Source organism: Variovorax paradoxus EPS (assembly GCF_000184745.1).
Lineage (GTDB): Bacteria > Pseudomonadota > Gammaproteobacteria > Burkholderiales > Burkholderiaceae_C > Variovorax > Variovorax paradoxus_C.
Genome location: NC_014931.1, coordinates 4,479,024 through 4,496,193, shown reverse-complemented (window position 1 = coordinate 4,496,193; position 17,170 = coordinate 4,479,024). Strand labels below are relative to the sequence as shown.

Genomic DNA, 17,170 nt, shown 5'->3' with positions numbered 1-17,170 from the left:
TTATTTTTTGAATGCTCATTCATTGCCAATGATGGATTTGGCATATGGTTCAATATCTTTAAAAAGAGGCTATCAGAAGGTTTTTCCCCAGCTATCCCGCATCCCCGCAGCCCGGTTGAACACCCGCTTGCCAGCCGCATCCGTCTTCGTATCCACCACGAAGTACCCATGCCGCTCGAACTGAATCCCCACGCCAGCCTGGGCCGTCGCCAATGAAGGCTCCACGAACGCCGAGCAGATCTCCAGGCTCTGCCTGTTCAACTCATCCAGCAGCTCCCCGCTCCCCGGATTCGCCGCTGCAAACAGCCGCTCGTACAGCCGCACCTCGGCCTGCACCGCATCCGCCGCGGCCACCCAGGTGATGTTCCCTTTTACCTTGATCGCGTCCGCGCCGGGCGTGCCGCTCTTGGTGTCCGGCACCAGCGTGGCCTGCACCTCGACGAGCTTGCCGTCGGCATCGCGCGTGGCGCCGGTGCATTCGATGACGTGGCCGTATTTCAGCCGCACCTTGTTGCCCGGGAACAGGCGGAAGAAGCCCTTGGGCTGCACGTCTTCGTAGTCGGTGCTTTCGATCCACACCTCGCGGCCGAGCTTGAACTCGCGCTTGCCCATCTCGGGGTGGTGCGGGTGCACGGGGGCGGAGCAGTCGTCCAGCACATCGTCGCCGCCCATCAGTTCGCCCCAGTTCGTGATGACGAGCTTGACCGGGTCGAGCACGGCCATGGCGCGCGGGGCAATCGGGTCGAGACTGTCGCGCAGCGCGGCTTCGAGGCTCGCGTAGTCGATCCAGCCGCCCGACTTGGTGGTGCCGCTGCGCTCGCAGAACAGGCGCAGCGCCTCGGGCGTGTAGCCGCGGCGGCGCAGGCCCGCGATGGTGGGCATGCGGGGGTCGTCCCAGCCGTCGACGTGGCCTTCCTCGACCAGTTGGCGGAGCTTGCGCTTGCTGGTCATCACGTGGGTGACGTTCAGGCGCGCGAATTCGTACTGGCGCGGATGCGGGCTGGCGATGAGTCCGCCTTCGGCGAGGCGGTCGAGCAGCCAGTCGTAGAAGGGGCGCTGGTCTTCGAATTCGAGGGTGCAGATCGAATGCGTGATCTGCTCCAACGCGTCTTCGATCGGGTGCGCGTACGTGTACATCGGGTAGATGCACCACTTGTCGCCGGTGTTGTGGTGATGTGCACGGCGCACGCGGTACAGCGCGGGGTCGCGCATGTTGATGTTGGTGCTGGCCATGTCGATCTTGGCGCGCAGGATGGCGGCACCGTCGGCGACCTGGCCGTCGCGCATGGCGCGAAAGCGCGCCAGGTTCTCTTCGGGCGTGCGGGTGCGGAAGGGGCTGTCGGTGCCGGGCGTGTTGAAGTCGCCGCGGTTCGCACGCACTTCGTCGGCAGTCTGCTCGTCGACGTAGGCGAGGCCGGCGCCGATGAGGTATTCGGCGGCTTCGTACATGAAGTCGAAGTAGTTGCTCGCGAAGTACTCGTGCGGCTGCAGGGTGCCGGGGGCGCTGGGGCGGTCGGCCAGGTAGGTTTCGTAGCCGAGCCACTTCACGGCGTCGCGGATGGAATCGACGTATTCCTGCTCTTCTTTTTCGGGGTTGGTGTCGTCGAAGCGCAGGTGGCTCACGCCGCCGTATTCGCGGGCCAGCTCGAAGTTGAGCCAGATGCTCTTGGCGTGGCCGATGTGCAGGTAGCCGTTGGGTTCGGGCGGAAAGCGCAGGCGGACCTTGGCGGGGTCGGTCATGCCCTGGGCGTGGTGGGCGGCGTTGCCCGGGGAGCCGCCCCATTTTCGGCCGGAATAGGCACCCTGTGCGAGGTCGTTCTCGATCACGTGGCGCAGGAAATTGCTCGGTGCGGCGGCCGTTTTGGCGCTGCTTTTATCGGTCGGGGAGGTCATTGCTTCATTCTAGAGGGCGCCCTCTGTGGGTTACCTTTGGCAACGTTCTTCACAATGGCCGGTGCACCCCGTTTGCAATTGCCGCGTTCAATACACACATGGGCGGTCCAGACCCGGACAGTGCCCCCGAAACAAGGAGTCAACATCATGAGCCTCACACGTTCCACCTTCTTCAAATGGGCTGCCGCGGGCGTCGTGGCAGCCGGTGCATTGTTCGCAGCCACCTCGGCCAGCGCTCGCAGCGATGTGAGCTGGTCGATCGGTGTCGGCGTCCCCGGCGTGGCGGTCGGCGTGGGCGGTCCCGCCTACTACCCGGCTCCGGTCTATGCGCCGCCGGCCCCGGTTTACTACGCACCGCCTCCGGTCTACTACCGTCCGCCGCCGCCGGTGTATTACCGTCCGGCGCCGGTGTATTACGCGCCGCCGGCTTACTACGGTCCCCGCTATTACGGCGGTGGGTACCACCGTGGTCACCGTCACGGCCACTGGCGCTAAACAGCCACAGCATTCGTGACTAAATGAAAAAAGCCGGCTCCCGAAAGGGGCCGGCTTTTTGCTGGGCGCTCGCCGTGCGATTTCACATCGCGCGAAACAGATGCGCGTAGAGCCGGCTGACCGGAATCTTCTCGGCTCGCCCGCGCAGCGTGAGATGCAGCTTGCCGGCCTCGTCGCGGTGCACCGATTCGATGGCCGCGCTTCGCACCACCACCGCGCGGTGCACCTGCCAGAAGGCGTCGGCGTCGAGCTGCGTCAGCAGCTGCTTGAGCGGCGTGCGGATCAGGTACTCGTGCGTCGCGGTGAGCACCCGCAGGTATTTGTCGGCCGCCTCGAAATACAGCACTTCATCGATAGGCACCATGCGCACCGTGCTGCCGCCGGCATCGCTGGCGGCAATCATCCGCAGCGGTGCCGAGGCTGCCGCGGCCGGCAGGGCCGCGCCGGTGCCGGCCGCGGTGAGTACCTGGCGCCATTGCGCCAAGGTTCGTTCGAGCGCTTCGTCGTTGGCTACGGCAGGGGAGGCCGATGACGAAGGCTGCTGCGCCGCCAGCGCCTGCTGCAGCCGCGCCACGGTCTTCTGCAACCGCCCAGGCTGCACGGGCTTGAGCACGTAGTCGATGGCTTCTGCCTCGAAGGCGCGCGCGGCGTATTCGTCGTAGGCGGTAACGAACACCAGCTGCGGCATCGGCGCCTCGTCGGTGGGCCAGCTGTCGGCCAGCTCGGCGGCGGCGCCCAGGCCGTCGAGGCCTGGCATGCGGATGTCGAAGAACAGCACCTGCGGCAAGAGGCGCAGCGCCTCGCGCACCGCGCTGCGGCCGTCGCCGGCGGTGGCGACGATCTGCAGTTCGGGCCACGCGGCGGCCAGTTCGGCCTTGAGGGCTTGGGCCAGAAGGGGTTCGTCTTCGGCGATCAGTGCGGTGGGGTTCATCGTGGTTGTCGTCGCATTCATGAGGCAGCAGCCGCTGCCGGCAGAGGAAAGCTCAGCGTGGCGCAGGTGCCGCCGGCCGGTGCGGCCGCGAGGTGCATCTCGCTTTGCGGGCCGAACACCGTGGCCAGGCGCTCGCGCACCTGTTCGAGCCCGAAGCCGCTGCCGCCTTCTTCAGAGTCGGAGGGCAACGCCGCATCGAGCCCGACGCCGGTGTCGTTCACTTCGATGACCAGCCGGTCTCCGTTCCGGCGCGCGCGCACGGCGATCTCGCCGCCCTCGACCTTGGGCTCCAGCCCGTGGCGGATGCTGTTCTCCACCAGCGGCTGCAAGAGGAGCGGCGGCACCGGAACATCGCGCAGGTCCTCGGGCAGGTCGAGCGTGTAGCGCAGGCGCTCGCCCATGCGCACCGACATCAGCTCGAGGTAGTCGCCCAGCCGGTCGAACTCGGCCGAGAGCGGATGTGCCAGCGCGCGCGAGCCGCTGAGCGTCATGCGCAGATAGCTGTTGAGGCGGTCGAGCATCGCCACCGCGCGCGGCGGGTCGGCGGTGATCAGCACGCGCAGGTTCGCGAGCGTGTTGAACAGCATGTGCGGCTCGAGCTGCGTCTCCAGCAGCTTGAGCCTTGCTTCGGTGGCGTTGCGCTGCGCCAGGTCGAGCTGGCCCTGCATGTGCTTGCTCTTGCCGAGGCTGAAGAAGAAGTAGCACATGCCGATGGTGGCAACCAGGGTGATGACGATGGTCGACGTCATCTTGCGCGTGGCGAGATTGCGGAATTCCATCGGCGGCACACCGATCCAGGCGTCGCCTATTGCATTGCCGGCAAGAAAGCCGACGGTGACGCCCAGCGCCACCAGGCCGTAGCCCCAGAGCCCGTGCGGCCACAGCACCTCCTTGCTGCCGCTCAGGATCAGCCGGCCGGTGTCGATGACGAGCCAGCTGATCGTTCCGATCGACAGCGAATACACCATCTGAGATTCCCAACTGCCGTTGCCCGAGATGGCCAACGCCGAGCCGATGAGGCAACAGAAGGCGACGGTGATCAGGCCATGCCGCAGCATGTTGCGGAAGTTCTCCGCGCGAAACCGGGGCAGCGCTTCAGGGGTCACCCGTGCTCCCCGGCGCCCAGTGCGCGGCGCTCGCGTGCCACGAGCCGCTCGTAGAAGCCGCCGCCGGGCGCAAGAAGCCAGATCACCGCGCCGTGGATGAGGAGGCCGAGGCCCCAACCCATCAGCGGATACATCGCCCAGGTGTGCCCCTTGGCGGCCGAGAGCCCGACCAGCCCGATGTTGACCAGCACATAGACGAAGGCGTGGATGTACCAGCCCATCTTGGCGCCGGCGCGGCGGCGGGCGAGCTTTTCGAGGTCGGGACGCGAGGTATTGGAGGTGGAGGTGGTGGTGTTCATGACAACTCCTTGACTGGAAGGGGAATGAAATCGGGTGCGGAAGGCGGCGTTACGGGCCGGAGGGCGGCGCGCTGCCGCAGTTCCTCGGTGGTGTCGCCGGGCCCATCCGGACGCCAGCCCGGCGGCTTGACGAGGTATCCCACGAACGCACGCACCGAGCGCGCCGAATGCAGGTCGCGCAACAGCCCGCGCCAGTGGGTGAACTCGATCTCCAGGATGTTGTGCGAGGTGATCGGGTTCACCAGCCCGTAGCGGCAGGGCAGATCGGCGCGCTCGGGAATGTAGGTGCCGAAGAGCCGGTCAAACACGATGAGCACGCCGCCGTAGTTGCCGTCCAGGTATTCGAGGTTCGAGGCGTGGTGCACCCGGTGCGCCGAGGGCGTGTTGAGCACCCATTCCAGCGGCCCGAGGCGCGGAATCCAGGTCGCATGAATCCAGAACTGGTAGAGCAGGTTCAGCGTGAGCATCAGCAGGATCACCTTGGGCGGCATGCCCAGCAGCGGCGCCAGCATGAAGAACAGCAGCGTGCCGGTGAGCTTGCCGGTCCAGCCGAAGCGGTAGGCGGCCGACAGGTTGAGCTGGTTCGGCGAATGATGGATGGCGTGGGTGCACCAGAACCAGCGCACCCGGTGGGCGGCGCGGTGGTACCAGTAGTAGCAGAACTCCTGGCCGATGAAGCAGGCGACCCAGCCGCTCCAGTGGTCCATCGGCAGGGTGAAGAGGCGGTGGTTCCAGAACCAGTCCATCGCGCCGGTCCAGAAGGCCACCGGCAGCAGCCAGCGCAGCGGGTATTCGCGCACGAGAAAGTCGAACACCGAGACGCCGGCCGCCTTCCAGTCGTAGCTTGCCCAGCCGTTGCGCCAGGAGAGCACCAGCGCCTCGAGGACGGAGGCCACGAGCACCACCGTGACGGAGATCTTGAGGAGCAGAAAGAGCACGGTCATGGCGGTTCCTGGCTGGGCGGGGCGCTCGGGGCTGGGGCTCGGATCTTAGGCCGCGCCGACGCCGGTGGCGACAGCGTCGGTGGCGATGGCCAGCTTCCACAGGCGCACGGCACGGGCCGCGAAGATGCCGCTGAAGGCGCCGTACAGCGTGGGGATCGCAAGGGCGAAGACCGCCTGGTGGCGCAGCTCGGGGTGCATGGCCAGCGCCACACCCACCACGTACTTGGTGCAGAAGATGCCCATCATCAGCGCGAGCGGCACGGCGCTGCCGGCCAGGTGGAACTGGCGGTTCGCCGCGTCGTAGCGGGTGGTGGCCGGCAGCGGGCGCTGCAGCACCAGCGCGATCAGCACCGCCGCTGCCGCCGCCCAGCCGAGCAGGGCGCCCAGTGAATCGCCAAAGGCCGAGATCACGCCGAAGACCGACAGGCCGCCCATGAGGATGGGCATCAGCGTGACCCGGCTGAGGCTCACGCTGTTCGACAGCAATTGCTTGGCGCCGAGCCAGACGAGCAGCACGAAGACGGCGAACACCCACTTGGGTGTGTGAAGAAGGATCTGCAGCAGCATGGTGGTTCTCCGGTGAAAGGTATGGGTGTTGTGAACGGGGAATCGATGGGCGGACTGTGCCGGCGCTGCCTCTCCCCGGCCACCGCGATGCGACGAAATGCGGGAACGCGGCGCGAGGCGCATCCGGCCGGCGCGAACCGCAGGTGCCCGGTATCGATCGATCGGGCGGCCCGTCAGCTTTACCGTCGCTTTACGGCGCAGCAAACAGCGGTACTACCATTCGGCGCTGTACTCTAGGCCGCAACCCTGCACCTCCCCCACGCATCCCATGGACCCCAAAACTCCCCCCGAGCCCCTGCCGCCCATCGTGTCGCCGACACATCCTCCGGCACAGAGGCGGCGCTGGTTGGGGTGGTTGCTGACCCTGGCGCTGCTGGTGGCCCTGGGAGGCGGTGCCTGGTATCTGATTCAGCGGTCGAAAGCCCCCGCGGCGGGACCGGGCGGTCCCGGTGGTCCAGGTGCCGGGCGTCCGGGCGGCGGGCCGGGCGGACGAGGCGGCGGCGGGGCGTCCGCCAACACGGTCGGCGTCGCCACCGCGCGGCAGGCCGACATTCCGGTGCAGCTCGAGGCGCTGGGCACGGTCACTCCGCTGGCCAACGTCACCGTGCAGCCGCAGGTCTCGGGCGTGCTCACCGAGGTGCTCTTCAAGGAAGGGCAGATGGTCAAGAAGGGCGACGTGCTCGCCACCATCGATCCGGCACCGTTCCAGAACGCGCTGGCGCAGGCCTCGGGTGCACGCCAGCGCGACGAGGCCCAGCTGGCCGCCGCGCGCGTCACCTTGCAGCGCTACCAGACGCTGCTGACCCAGGACTCCATCGCGCGGCAGGATGTCGACACGCAGGCCGCGTTGGTGAAGCAACTCGAAGGCACTGTCGCGATCGATCGCGCCAATGAAGGCACGGCCAAGCTCAACCTCACCTGGAGCCGCATCACCGCGCCGGTGAGCGGACGCATCGGCCTCCGGCCGGTGGACGCGGGCAACTACATCTCGACCGGCACCACGGGCGGCGTGGCGGTCATCACGCAGATCGCGCCCATCGACGTCGAGTTCTCCGTGCCACAAGACCGCGTGCCCGAAGTGCAGGAGCGTCTTGCGCAGGGCGCGCAGCTCGAGGCCACGGCCTTCGACCGCACCCGCACCCGCCAGCTCGCCAAGGGCATGTTCTCCACGCTCGACAACCTGGTCGACACGCAGACCGGCACCGTCAAATCGAAGGCGCGCTTCTCGAACGCCGACGGCGCGCTGTTCCCGAATCAGTTCGTCAACCTGCGGCTCCTGCTGCGCACCGTCAGCAGTGCCGTCGTGGTGCCGGTGACGGCGCTGCGCCACGGGCCCAACGGCGACTACGTCTACGTGATCAACGAAGACAACACGGTGTCGCAGCGCCCCGTGACGCGCGGCGAATCGAGCGTGGACAACGTGGCCGTCATGTCGGGCCTGAAGGCCGGTGAGCAGGTCGTGACCGAAGGCGGCGACCGATTGAAGGACGGCGCGCGCGTGCAGACCCAGGCCGACCGGCCGGCCACCCCGGCTTCGGGCGCCGCGGCGGGCACCCACCGGCGCCGCCAAGGTGGCGGCAACGGTGCGGGCGCGAAGGCGGGAGGCCAGGCGCCTGCCGCAGCCACCGCGCCGGCACCCGGAACCGCCGCCGCCCCAGCCGCCGGTGCAGCCGCAACGCCACCGGCCGCTGCGGCAGCGCCGGCGCCTGCAGCCGCAGCCAAGCTTCCCACCGCCGAGCAGCGCCAGCGCATGCTCGATTCGGCCAAGGACAACCCCGAACAGCTCGAGCGCCGCAAGCGTTTCCTCGAAGCGCTCGACAAGGGCGATCCGGCGGCGCTGGAGCGCTGGCAGCGCATGTCGGAACGTCAGGGAAAAACGGAATGAGCGCGTGGGCGGACTTTTCCCTCCCCCGCTGGGGGAGGGTCAGGCTGGGGGCACGGCGGCCGTTGAACAGCCACGGCGCGGTTGACGCCGCCTGCCCCCATCCCTACCTTCCCCCGGAAGGGGAAGGAGCAAGACCATGAGTCCCTCACGCCCCTTCATCCTGCGACCGGTGGCGACCTCGCTGCTGATGGTCGCGATCGTGCTGGCCGGCATGGTCGGGTTCCGTTTCCTGCCGCTGTCGGCGCTGCCGCAGGTCGACTACCCGACCATCCAGGTGCAGACGCTCTACCCCGGCGCCAGCCCCGAGGTGATGAGCAACACCGTCACCGCGCCGCTGGAGCGCCAGTTCGGCCAGATGTCGGGCCTGGACCGCATGAGTTCGACCAGCGCGGCGGGCGTGTCGATCATCACGCTGCAGTTCTCGCTCGGCCAGACGCTCGACGTGGCCGAGCAGGAAGTGCAGGCCGCCATCAACGCCGGCGGCTCGCTGCTCCCGGCAGATCTGCCCGCGCCGCCGGTGTACGCCAAGGTCAACCCGGCCGACGCGCCGGTGCTCACACTCGCCATCACTTCCGATACGCTGCCGCTCACCGAGGTGCAGAACCTCGTGAACACCCGGCTCGCGCAGAAGATCAGCCAGGTCTCGGGCGTGGGGCTGGTGTCGCTCAGCGGCGGGCAGCGCCCGGCCGTGCGCATCCAGGCCAACACGCAGGCGCTCGCGGCCAACGGCATCGGGCTCGATACGCTGCGCACCGCCATCAGCGCTGCCAATTCGAATGGCGCGAAGGGCAGCTTCGACGGCCCCAAGCGCGCCTACACCATCAATTCCAATGACCAGCTGCTCACGGTCGAGGACTACAAGAACCTCATCGTCAGCTACAAGAACGGCGCGCCGATCCGCATGGTCGATGTGGCGCAGGTGGTCAACAGCGCCGAGAACACGCAGCTAGGCGCGTGGGCGGGGACCAAGACCGCCGAGGGTGGCGAAAGCGCCGAACCCAAGCTCACGCCCGCCATCATCCTGAACGTGCAGCGCCAGCCCGGCGCGAACGTGATCGCCACCGTCAACGCCATCAAGAAGCAGCTGCCCGAGCTGCAGGCGGGCTTTCCTGCGGGCCTGAAGATCGAGGTGCTGAGCGACCGCACCGCCGGCATCCGCGCCTCGGTGCAGCACGTGGAGATGGAACTGGTGCTGGCCGTGGTGCTGGTTGTGCTTGTGATCTTCGCGTTCCTCGGCAGCCTGCGCGCCACCGTCATCGCGAGCATCGCGGTGCCGATCTCGCTCATCGGCACGCTGGGCTTGATGTACCTCCTGGGCTACAGCCTCAACAACCTGAGCCTGATGGCGCTGACCATCGCCACCGGCTTCGTGGTGGACGACGCGATCGTGATGATCGAGAACATCGCCCGCTATATCGAGGAGGGCGAAAAGCCGCTGCAGGCCGCGTTCAAGGGCGCGACGCAGATCGGCTTCACCATCATCTCTTTGACGGTGTCGCTCATCGCAGTGCTGATTCCGCTGCTCTTCATGGGCGATGTGGTCGGGCGCCTGTTCCGCGAGTTCGCGGTGACGCTGGCGATCACGATCCTGATCTCGGCGGTGGTCTCGCTCACGCTGGTGCCGATGATGTCGGCGCGCTGGCTCAAGCACGAGCCCAAGAAGGAGCCCGGCGGCACGGGTTTCGGCGCACGCGCGCAGCGTTTCTTCGACGGCGTGATGGTGCGCTACGACCGCTCGCTGCACTGGGTGATCGACCACCAGCCGCTCACGCTGCTGGTCGCGCTGCTCACCATGGTGCTCACGGTGGTGCTGTACCTCACGATCCCCAAGGGCCTGTTTCCCACGCAGGACACCGGCCAATTGCAGGCGCGCATCCAGGCGGCGCAGGATGTGTCGTTCGATCGCATGGCGCAGCTGCAGCTGCAGGCGGCGCGTGCGGTTCTCGAAGACCCCGACGTGGAGAACCTCAGTTCCTTCGTCGGCGTCGATGCCGCCAACAACACCATGCTGCACACCGGCAGCATGCTCATCAACCTGAAGGGCAGCCACGACAGCCAGCAGGAAGTGATGGACCGGTTGCGCGAGCGCGTGCGGCAGGTGGCCGGCGTCACGCTGTACCTGCAGCCCACGCAGGACCTGACCATCGACGCCGAGACCGGCCCGACCGAATACCGTGTGTCCCTCGAAGGCGTGAACAGCGCGCTCATCACCGAGTGGATGCAGAAGCTGGTGGCGAAGCTGCAGGAGTCGGACAAGGTGCGCAATGTGAGCAGCGATGCCGGCGCGCAGGGGCTCGCTGCATTCGTCAACGTGAACCGCGACACCGCGGCGCGGCTGTCGATCACCGCGAGCACGGTGGACGATGCGCTCTACAGCGCCTTCGGCCAGCGCATCGTGTCGACCATTTTTACCGAGACGAACCAGTACCGCGTGATTCTCGAAGCACGGCCCGGCATGGTGAACACGCCGCAGACGCTGGGGCAGCTGAACCTGATCGCCGGATCGGGCACGGCGACGCCGCTCGCCGCAATCGCAGACATCTCCGAGCAGCCGGCGCCCTTGCAGATCACGCACGTGGCGCAGTACCCGGCGAGCACCTTGAACTTCGACACCGCGCCCGGCGTGTCGCTGGGCCAGTCGGTCGATGCGATTCGGGCGGCGGCCAAGGAGATCGGGATGCCGGGGAGCGTGACGATGACTTTCCTTGGCGCATCGGGGGCTTACGAGCGGTCGCTGTCGAATCAGCTGTGGCTGATTCTTGCGGCGGTTGTTTGCGTGTACATCGTGCTGGGGGTGCTGTACGAGAGCTATGTGCATCCGTTGACGATCTTGTCGACGTTGCCTTCTGCCGGGGTTGGGGCGCTGCTTGCCCTGATGCTGACTGGCAATGATCTGGGGGTGATTGGGATCATCGGGATCATCTTGCTGATCGGCATCGTGAAGAAGAACGCGATCATGATGATTGACTTTGCGATCGATGCGGAGCGGACGGGAGGGTTGTCGCCTCGGGAGGCGATTCACCAGGCTGCACTGCTGCGATTTCGGCCTATCTTGATGACGACTTTGGCTGCTCTTTTTGCTGCCGTGCCGTTGATGTTGAGTTTTGGTGAAGGCGCTGAATTGCGGCGGCCGCTCGGGCTTGCGATCTTTGGCGGGTTGATCGTTAGCCAGCTGCTGACTCTGTTCACTACGCCTGTTATCTATTTGGCGTTTGATCGGCTTGGGGGAGGCAGTTCGCGTCGGGCTGCGGTTGAGGAGGAAGCGGCTTGATCGGTTTTGCTTCCTGTTCTTTGTTTTTTTCCCGAGGCCGGGTCTCGCCCCGGCAGGCGACTTACTTTCTTTTGCTTCGCCAAAAGAACGTAAGCAAAGAAAAGGCGACCCTACTGTCTGCGACCCTTCGCTTCGCTGCGGGCAACCTGCGGTGCTCGCGGTTCGCGGGGTCTCGCAGAACTCGCTTCGCTCAAACAGCTGCGAGCCCTGATCCGCGAACCGCTGCGCTCCTCGGCGCAGCCAGAAGGGCTTTGACCCCGGATGCGCCATCGCTTCGCTCGGCTTGCAGTCGGGCCTTCGCTTCGCTCGGCCGTGGTGCCCCCGCCCCGGCCCTCCCCCGGGAGGGGAGGGAGAAAGACAAGACATGCGACACCGGGCCTGATGCATTGCTCCTTCCCCTTCCGGGGGAAGGCTGGGATGGGGGCACGACGGCGCTCGCTGCACAGCCGCGCCTCAACGAGCGCCGCGTGCCCCCACCCCAACCCTCCCCCGGAAGGGGAGGGAGCCAATCCAAGCCGAGCGAAGCAAAGGCTCGTGAGGTGTTGAGCAGCCGAGCGCAGCGATGGCGCGTCGGTCCCCAAAGCCCTTCTGTATGCGCCGAGGAGCGGAGCGTTTCGCGGATCAGGGCTCGCCCTTGTTTGAGCGCAGCGAGTTTGGGCGAGACCCCGCGGAACGTGAGCACCGCAGGTTGCCCGAAGTGAAGCGCAGGGACGCAGACAGCAGGGTCGCCTTTTCTTTGCTTACGTTCTTTTGGCGAAGCAAAAGAAAGTAAGTCGCCCGCCGGGGCGAGACCCGGCCTCCGCCCCTCGCAGGGGAGCAAGCGATGAATCTATCGCTCCCCTTCGTCAGAAGACCCATAGGCACAGTCCTGCTGACCATCGGCATAGCCCTGGCCGGCATAGCAGCCTTCTTCGTGCTGCCCGTATCGCCACTGCCGCAGGTCGACTACCCAGTCATCTCCGTAAGAGCCTCGATTCCGGGAGCAAGCCCCGAAACGATGGCAACGAGTGTCGCGACGCCTTTAGAGCGCCACCTAGGCACCATCGCAGGCGTCAACGAAATGACGTCCACGAGCTCCGTAGGCTCCTCCCGCGTAACCCTCCAATTCGACCTGAGCCGCAACATCGACGGCGCGGCAAGAGAGGTCCAAGCCGCCATCAACGCCAGCCGAGTCGACCTGCCGGCGACCCTCAGAAGCAACCCAACCTATCGCAAGGCCAACCCGGCCGCCTCGCCCGTCATCATCCTGGCCCTCACGTCCAAGACGAAGACCCCAGGCCAGATCTACGACGCGGTATCGAACATCGTGAGCCAACGCCTCTCGCAAGTAGACGGCGTAGGCGACGTCGAAATCGGCGGCGGCTCGCTCCCCGCCGTGCGCATCGAACTGCTCCCGTTCGCGCTCAACCGCTACGGCATCAGCACCGAAGACGTGCGCGCCGCCATCCAGGCCTCCAACGCCAACCGCCCCAAGGGCATGGTCCAGGGCGATGGCCGCAAGCTGCAGATCTACACGCAGACGCCGGCCCTGCGCGCCAGCGACTACGCCTCGATGGTCGTGGCCTGGCGCAACGGCGCGGCGGTGCGGCTGCAGGACGTGGCCGAGGTCATCGACGGCGTGGAAGACACGCGCACGCTGGGCCTCTTCAACGGCGAACCGGCGATCATCATCCTCATCACGCGGCAGCCCTCGGCCAACATCATCGAGACCGTCGACAGCGTGCGCGCATTGCTGCCCGAACTGCAGGCGCAGTTGCCGCCCGACGTGACGCTGCAGGTCGCCTCGGACAGCACCAATTCCATCCGCGGATCGCTGCACGAGGTCGAGCTCACGCTGGTCATTTCGGTGCTGCTCGTGGTGCTGGTGGTCAGCCTGTTCCTTCGCAGCGTGCGGGCGACCATCGTGCCGGCCGTGGCCACGGTGGTGGCGCTGCTGGGCACTTTCGGCGTGATGCACCTGCTGGGCTTCAGCCTCAACAACCTGAGCCTGATGGCGCTCACGGTGGCGACCGGCTTCGTGGTGGACGACGCCATCGTGGTGCTGGAGAACACCAGCCGGCACATCGAGTCGGGCATGTCGCGCATGAAGGCGGCGCTGCTGGGCGCCAAGGAAGTGGGCTTCACCGTGCTGTCGATCAGCGTGTCGCTGGTGGCGGTGTTCATTCCGCTGCTTTTCATGGGCGGTCAGGTGGGGCGGCTGTTCCGCGAGTTCGCGATCACGCTGTCGGCGGCGGTGATGATTTCGCTGGTCATCTCGCTGACCACCACGCCGATGATGTGCGCGTGGCTGCTCAAGCCCGGCGGCGAGCACGACAAGAACAAGCCGCAAGGACGCCTGGGGCGCATGGCCGCGCGCAGCTACGACTGGGTGCTCAAGCGCTACGAATACAGCCTCGACTGGGCGCTGGACAGCAAGGCGTTGGTCATGCTGATCCTGGTGGCGGTGGTGGGGCTGAACGTCTATCTCTTCAGCGCCGCTCCCAAGGGGTTCTTTCCGCAGCAGGACAGCGGCCAGCTCAACGGGGGGCTGCGCGCCGACCAGAGCATTTCGTCGCAGGCGCTGGCGGCCAAGCTGCGACAGGTGGTCGACATCATCCGCAAGGACCCGGCGGTCGACACGGTGATCGGCTTCACCGGCGGCTCGCGTGCGGGCGGCGGCTTCATGTTCGTCAACCTGAAGCCGGCCAACCAGCGCACCGAAAGCGGCCTGGCCGTCATCGCGCGCCTGCGGCCCCAGCTCAACGAGGTGACAGGCCTTCGCGTGTTCCTCGGCACGGTGCAGGACGTGCGCTCGGGCGGGCGCTCGAGCAACTCGACCTACCAGTACACGCTCAAGAGCGACAACCTCGCGGATCTGCGCACCTGGGCCACGAAGCTGTCGGACGAACTGAAGCTGCAGCCGCTGCTCACCGACGTGGACACCGACCAGGACCAGAACGGCGTGGAGACGGTGGCCAAGGTCGACCCCGACAGCGCACGGCGCCTGGGCCTCACCTCCACCGCCATCGACAACGCGCTCTACAACGCCTTCGGCCAGCGGCAGGTGGCGACCATCTACACCGAGCTCAACCAGTACCACGTGGTGATGGAGTGGGCGCCGCGCTACACGCGCAGCCCCAATTCGCTGAGCGACGTGTACGTGCCGGCCACCAGGACGTCGGTGATCGGCGGGCAGACGGTGACCACGCAGGTCGCGGCGACGGCCACCACCACTTCGACCACCGGCGGCGCCGCATCGACTGCCACCGCCGCGAGCACCACGGTGCCCGTGTCGGCCAACGCGGGCCTGCGCGGCGCATCGACCGGCAATGTGCTGAGCAACACGCCCACCACGCTGGTGCCGCTGTCGGCGGTGGCGAAGTTCGAGGAGCAATCGGTCGCCACCTCGGTGAGCCACGACGACGGCGAACTCGCGACCACGATCTCGTTCAACCTCGCCGAGGGCGCGAACCTCGGCGATGCGCGCGAGGCCATCGCCAAGGCCGAGGCCAACATCGCGATGCCGACCAACGTGCGCGGCGCCTTCGCCGGTACTGCCGCCAGCGCGCAGCAGTCGCAGGGCCAGCAGTTCATGCTGATCCTGGCCGCGCTGGTCGTGATCTACATCGTGCTGGGCATCCTGTACGAAAGCCTGGTGCATCCGATCACCGTGCTGTCGACGCTGCCTTCGGCCGGCGTGGGCGCGGTGCTGGCACTGCTGATGTTCCGCATGGAGTTCTCGATCATTGCGCTGATCGGTGTGTTCCTCCTGATCGGCATCGTGAAGAAGAACGCCATCCTGATCATCGACTTCGCGCTGGAGGCCGAGCGCTCGCGCGGGCTCACGCCACTGGAGGCGGTGCGCGAGGCATGCCTGCTGCGCTTCAGGCCCATCCTGATGACGACGCTGGCCGCCGCGCTGGGCGCACTGCCGCTGGCCATTGGTTTCGGCGAGGGCGCGGAGCTGCGCCGGCCGCTGGGCGTGGCCATCATCGGCGGGCTGATCGCGAGCCAGTTGCTCACCTTGCTGACAACGCCGGTCGTCTATCTCCTGCTCGACAAGCTGCGCCGCCGTGGCAAGAACGAACACGAGCTGAGCCGGGTCACGCCCGCTTGAGAACAACACCAATGAACGCATCGCCTACTTCATCTTCTGTGACGCCCGAAAAGAGCCAACCGTTCACGCTGAGCCTGTCGAAGCGCCGCGCAGGGCTTCGACAGGCTCAGCCCGAACGGTTTGTGCTCAGGCTCGGCGTGCTGGCCCTCGCCGCCGTGCTCGCAGGCTGCGCGGTCGGACCGGCCTACAAGGTGCCGACCTCCGTGGCGTCCACCGCATGGAAGGAGCAGAAGACCGCCGAAGGCTGGCTGCCCGCCGCACCGGCCGATGCGCTGGACCGCGGCGAGTGGTGGAAGCTCTTCGCCGACCCCACGCTCGACGAACTGGCCGGCCGCGTGCAGGTGTCGAACCAGAACATCGCCGCCGCCGTGGCCAACTACACGCAGGCCCAGGCGCTGGTGCGCGGCGAGCGCGCGGCGCTGTTCCCCTCGGTGTCGTTCAGCGGCAGCGGACGTCGCAGCGGCAACGTGAACAGCAACAGCGATACCGCCAGCCCGTCGAACAGTTTCTCCGCCTCGCTGAACGCGAGCTGGACGCCCGACGTCTGGGGGCGCCTGCGCGAAGCGGTGAGCAGCGCGCAAGCCAATGCGCAAGCGAGCGAGGCCGACCTCGCGGCGGCGCGGCTCTCGGCCATCGGCGACCTCGCGACCAACTACTTCTCGCTGCGCGAGGCCGATGCCGAGATCGTGCTGCTCGACGAAACCATCGCGGGCTACCAGCGCGCCTTCGAGATCACGGGCAACCGCTATGCGGCCGGCATCGCCGCGCAGACCGACGTGCTGCAGGCGCAAACGCAACTGGTCAATGCCAAGGCCGACCGCGTGGGCCTTACGCGCACGCGCGCCACGCTCGAACATGCCATCGCGATGCTGGTGGGCGTGGCACCCGCCGACTTCACCTTGCCGGCCGCGAAATGGACACCCACGGTGCCTGGTGTGCCGACTGGCGTGCCTTCGACGCTGCTGCAGCGCCGCCCCGACATTGCGGCGGCGGAGCGCTCGGTTGCGTCCGCCAATGCGCAGATCGGCATCGCACGCGCCGCCTACTTCCCGAACATCCCGCTGACCGCATCGGTCGGCAGCACCAATGCGAGCCGCGTGAAGGACCTGTTCAGTTCGGCCAACACGCTGTGGTCGCTCGGCTTCTCCGTGGCGCAGGTGGTGTTCGATGCGGGCGCGATCGGCGCGAGCGTCGATGCCGCGAAGGCCGGCCACGAAGCTGCCGTGGCGCGCTACCGCCAGACGGTGCTCACTGCATTCCAGGCGGTCGAAGACCAGTTGACGACGGGCGCCACGCTTGCGCAGCAAGAGGGCTTCCGCCGCGAAGCGACGCTCGCGGCCGACAAGACCGAGCAGCAGTTGCTCAACCGCTATCGCGCGGCGCAGGTGAGCTACACCGAGGTGGTGACGGCGCAGGCCGCTGCCCTCAACGCGCGGCGCGCGCTGGTGCAGCTGCAGGTCAACCGCCAGGCTTCGGCGATCGCGCTCATCCAGGCGATGGGCGGTGGCTGGCAGGCCGACTGGATGAGCAACAACCCGGACGGCACCGCGGCCACGGCGCAGCAACAACAACCCACCGTCCCTCGCGCGCAATAAGAAGAAGAACGCGGCGAGGGCGGTTTCGCGGACGGGCATCGTGCCCATCCAGTCGGCTCGCCGCCGGCGTCAAGCCGGACGCGGCGGG

Annotated in this window: 11 protein-coding genes; 5 read left to right on the top strand and 6 right to left on the bottom strand. The window is 67.1% G+C overall.

The genetic code is table 11. The features are described 5' to 3' along the window. Window positions 1-72: 72 nt before the first annotated feature. A complete protein-coding gene (locus tag VARPA_RS20750; protein ID WP_013542542.1) occupies window positions 73-1,893 on the bottom strand; it encodes a glutamine--tRNA ligase/YqeY domain fusion protein in 1,821 nt (606 codons plus the stop codon). A 147-nt stretch (window positions 1,894-2,040) separates the two neighbouring features. Between VARPA_RS20750 and VARPA_RS20745 the strand changes: the two genes are divergently transcribed. Next, window positions 2,041-2,388 carry a hypothetical protein gene (locus VARPA_RS20745; protein ID WP_013542541.1) on the top strand — a complete coding sequence of 116 codons (348 nt, stop codon included), beginning with the start codon at window positions 2,041-2,043 and terminating at the stop codon, window positions 2,386-2,388. Between the two features lie 82 nt (window positions 2,389-2,470). Here the strand turns inward: VARPA_RS20745 and VARPA_RS20740 are convergent, their stop codons facing one another. From VARPA_RS20740 to VARPA_RS20720, 5 genes are read right to left on the bottom strand one after another with little or no spacing between them, the layout of a single operon-like run. Beyond that, window positions 2,471-3,319, bottom strand: a complete 849-nt coding sequence (locus VARPA_RS20740; protein WP_041942976.1) for a LytR/AlgR family response regulator transcription factor — start codon at window positions 3,317-3,319, stop codon at window positions 2,471-2,473. A 17-nt stretch (window positions 3,320-3,336) separates the two neighbouring features. Next, window positions 3,337-4,425: a sensor histidine kinase gene (locus tag VARPA_RS20735; protein ID WP_013542539.1), complete on the bottom strand. Its 1,089-nt coding sequence runs from the start codon at window positions 4,423-4,425 to the stop codon at window positions 3,337-3,339. Beyond that, on the bottom strand, window positions 4,422-4,724 hold the full coding sequence (locus tag VARPA_RS20730; RefSeq protein WP_013542538.1) for a 2TM domain-containing protein: 303 nt from the start codon (window positions 4,722-4,724) through the stop codon (window positions 4,422-4,424). Before VARPA_RS20730 ends, VARPA_RS20735 begins: the two co-directional genes overlap by 4 nt. Beyond that, window positions 4,721-5,668 carry a sterol desaturase family protein gene (locus tag VARPA_RS20725; protein ID WP_013542537.1) on the bottom strand — a complete coding sequence of 316 codons (948 nt, stop codon included), beginning with the start codon at window positions 5,666-5,668 and terminating at the stop codon, window positions 4,721-4,723. The genes VARPA_RS20730 and VARPA_RS20725 overlap by 4 nt, the downstream gene beginning before the upstream one ends. A 45-nt stretch (window positions 5,669-5,713) precedes the next feature. Beyond that, on the bottom strand, window positions 5,714-6,235 hold the full coding sequence (locus VARPA_RS20720) for a DUF6622 family protein (protein WP_013542536.1): 522 nt from the start codon (window positions 6,233-6,235) through the stop codon (window positions 5,714-5,716). Window positions 6,236-6,503: 268 nt separating this feature from the next. Here VARPA_RS20720 and VARPA_RS20715 point away from each other — a divergent pair, with 268 nt between their 5' ends. From VARPA_RS20715 to VARPA_RS20700, 4 genes are all read left to right on the top strand, one after another. Further along, window positions 6,504-8,120 (top strand): efflux RND transporter periplasmic adaptor subunit, encoded by a 1,617-nt coding sequence (locus VARPA_RS20715; RefSeq protein WP_013542535.1) that lies wholly within the window; start codon window positions 6,504-6,506, stop codon window positions 8,118-8,120. Window positions 8,121-8,256: 136 nt separating this feature from the next. Next, entirely contained in the window at window positions 8,257-11,391 is a 3,135-nt protein-coding gene (locus tag VARPA_RS20710; protein WP_013542534.1) for an efflux RND transporter permease subunit, read from the top strand. Window positions 11,392-12,214: 823 nt separating this feature from the next. Beyond that, a complete protein-coding gene (locus VARPA_RS20705) occupies window positions 12,215-15,487 on the top strand; it encodes an efflux RND transporter permease subunit (RefSeq protein WP_013542532.1) in 3,273 nt (1,090 codons plus the stop codon). 11 nt (window positions 15,488-15,498) lie between these two features. Then, the gene (locus VARPA_RS20700) at window positions 15,499-17,082 is read left to right on the top strand and encodes an efflux transporter outer membrane subunit (protein WP_013542531.1); all 1,584 of its coding nucleotides are present in this window, start codon (window positions 15,499-15,501) and stop codon (window positions 17,080-17,082) included. The last annotated feature ends 88 nt before the right edge of the window (window positions 17,083-17,170 follow it).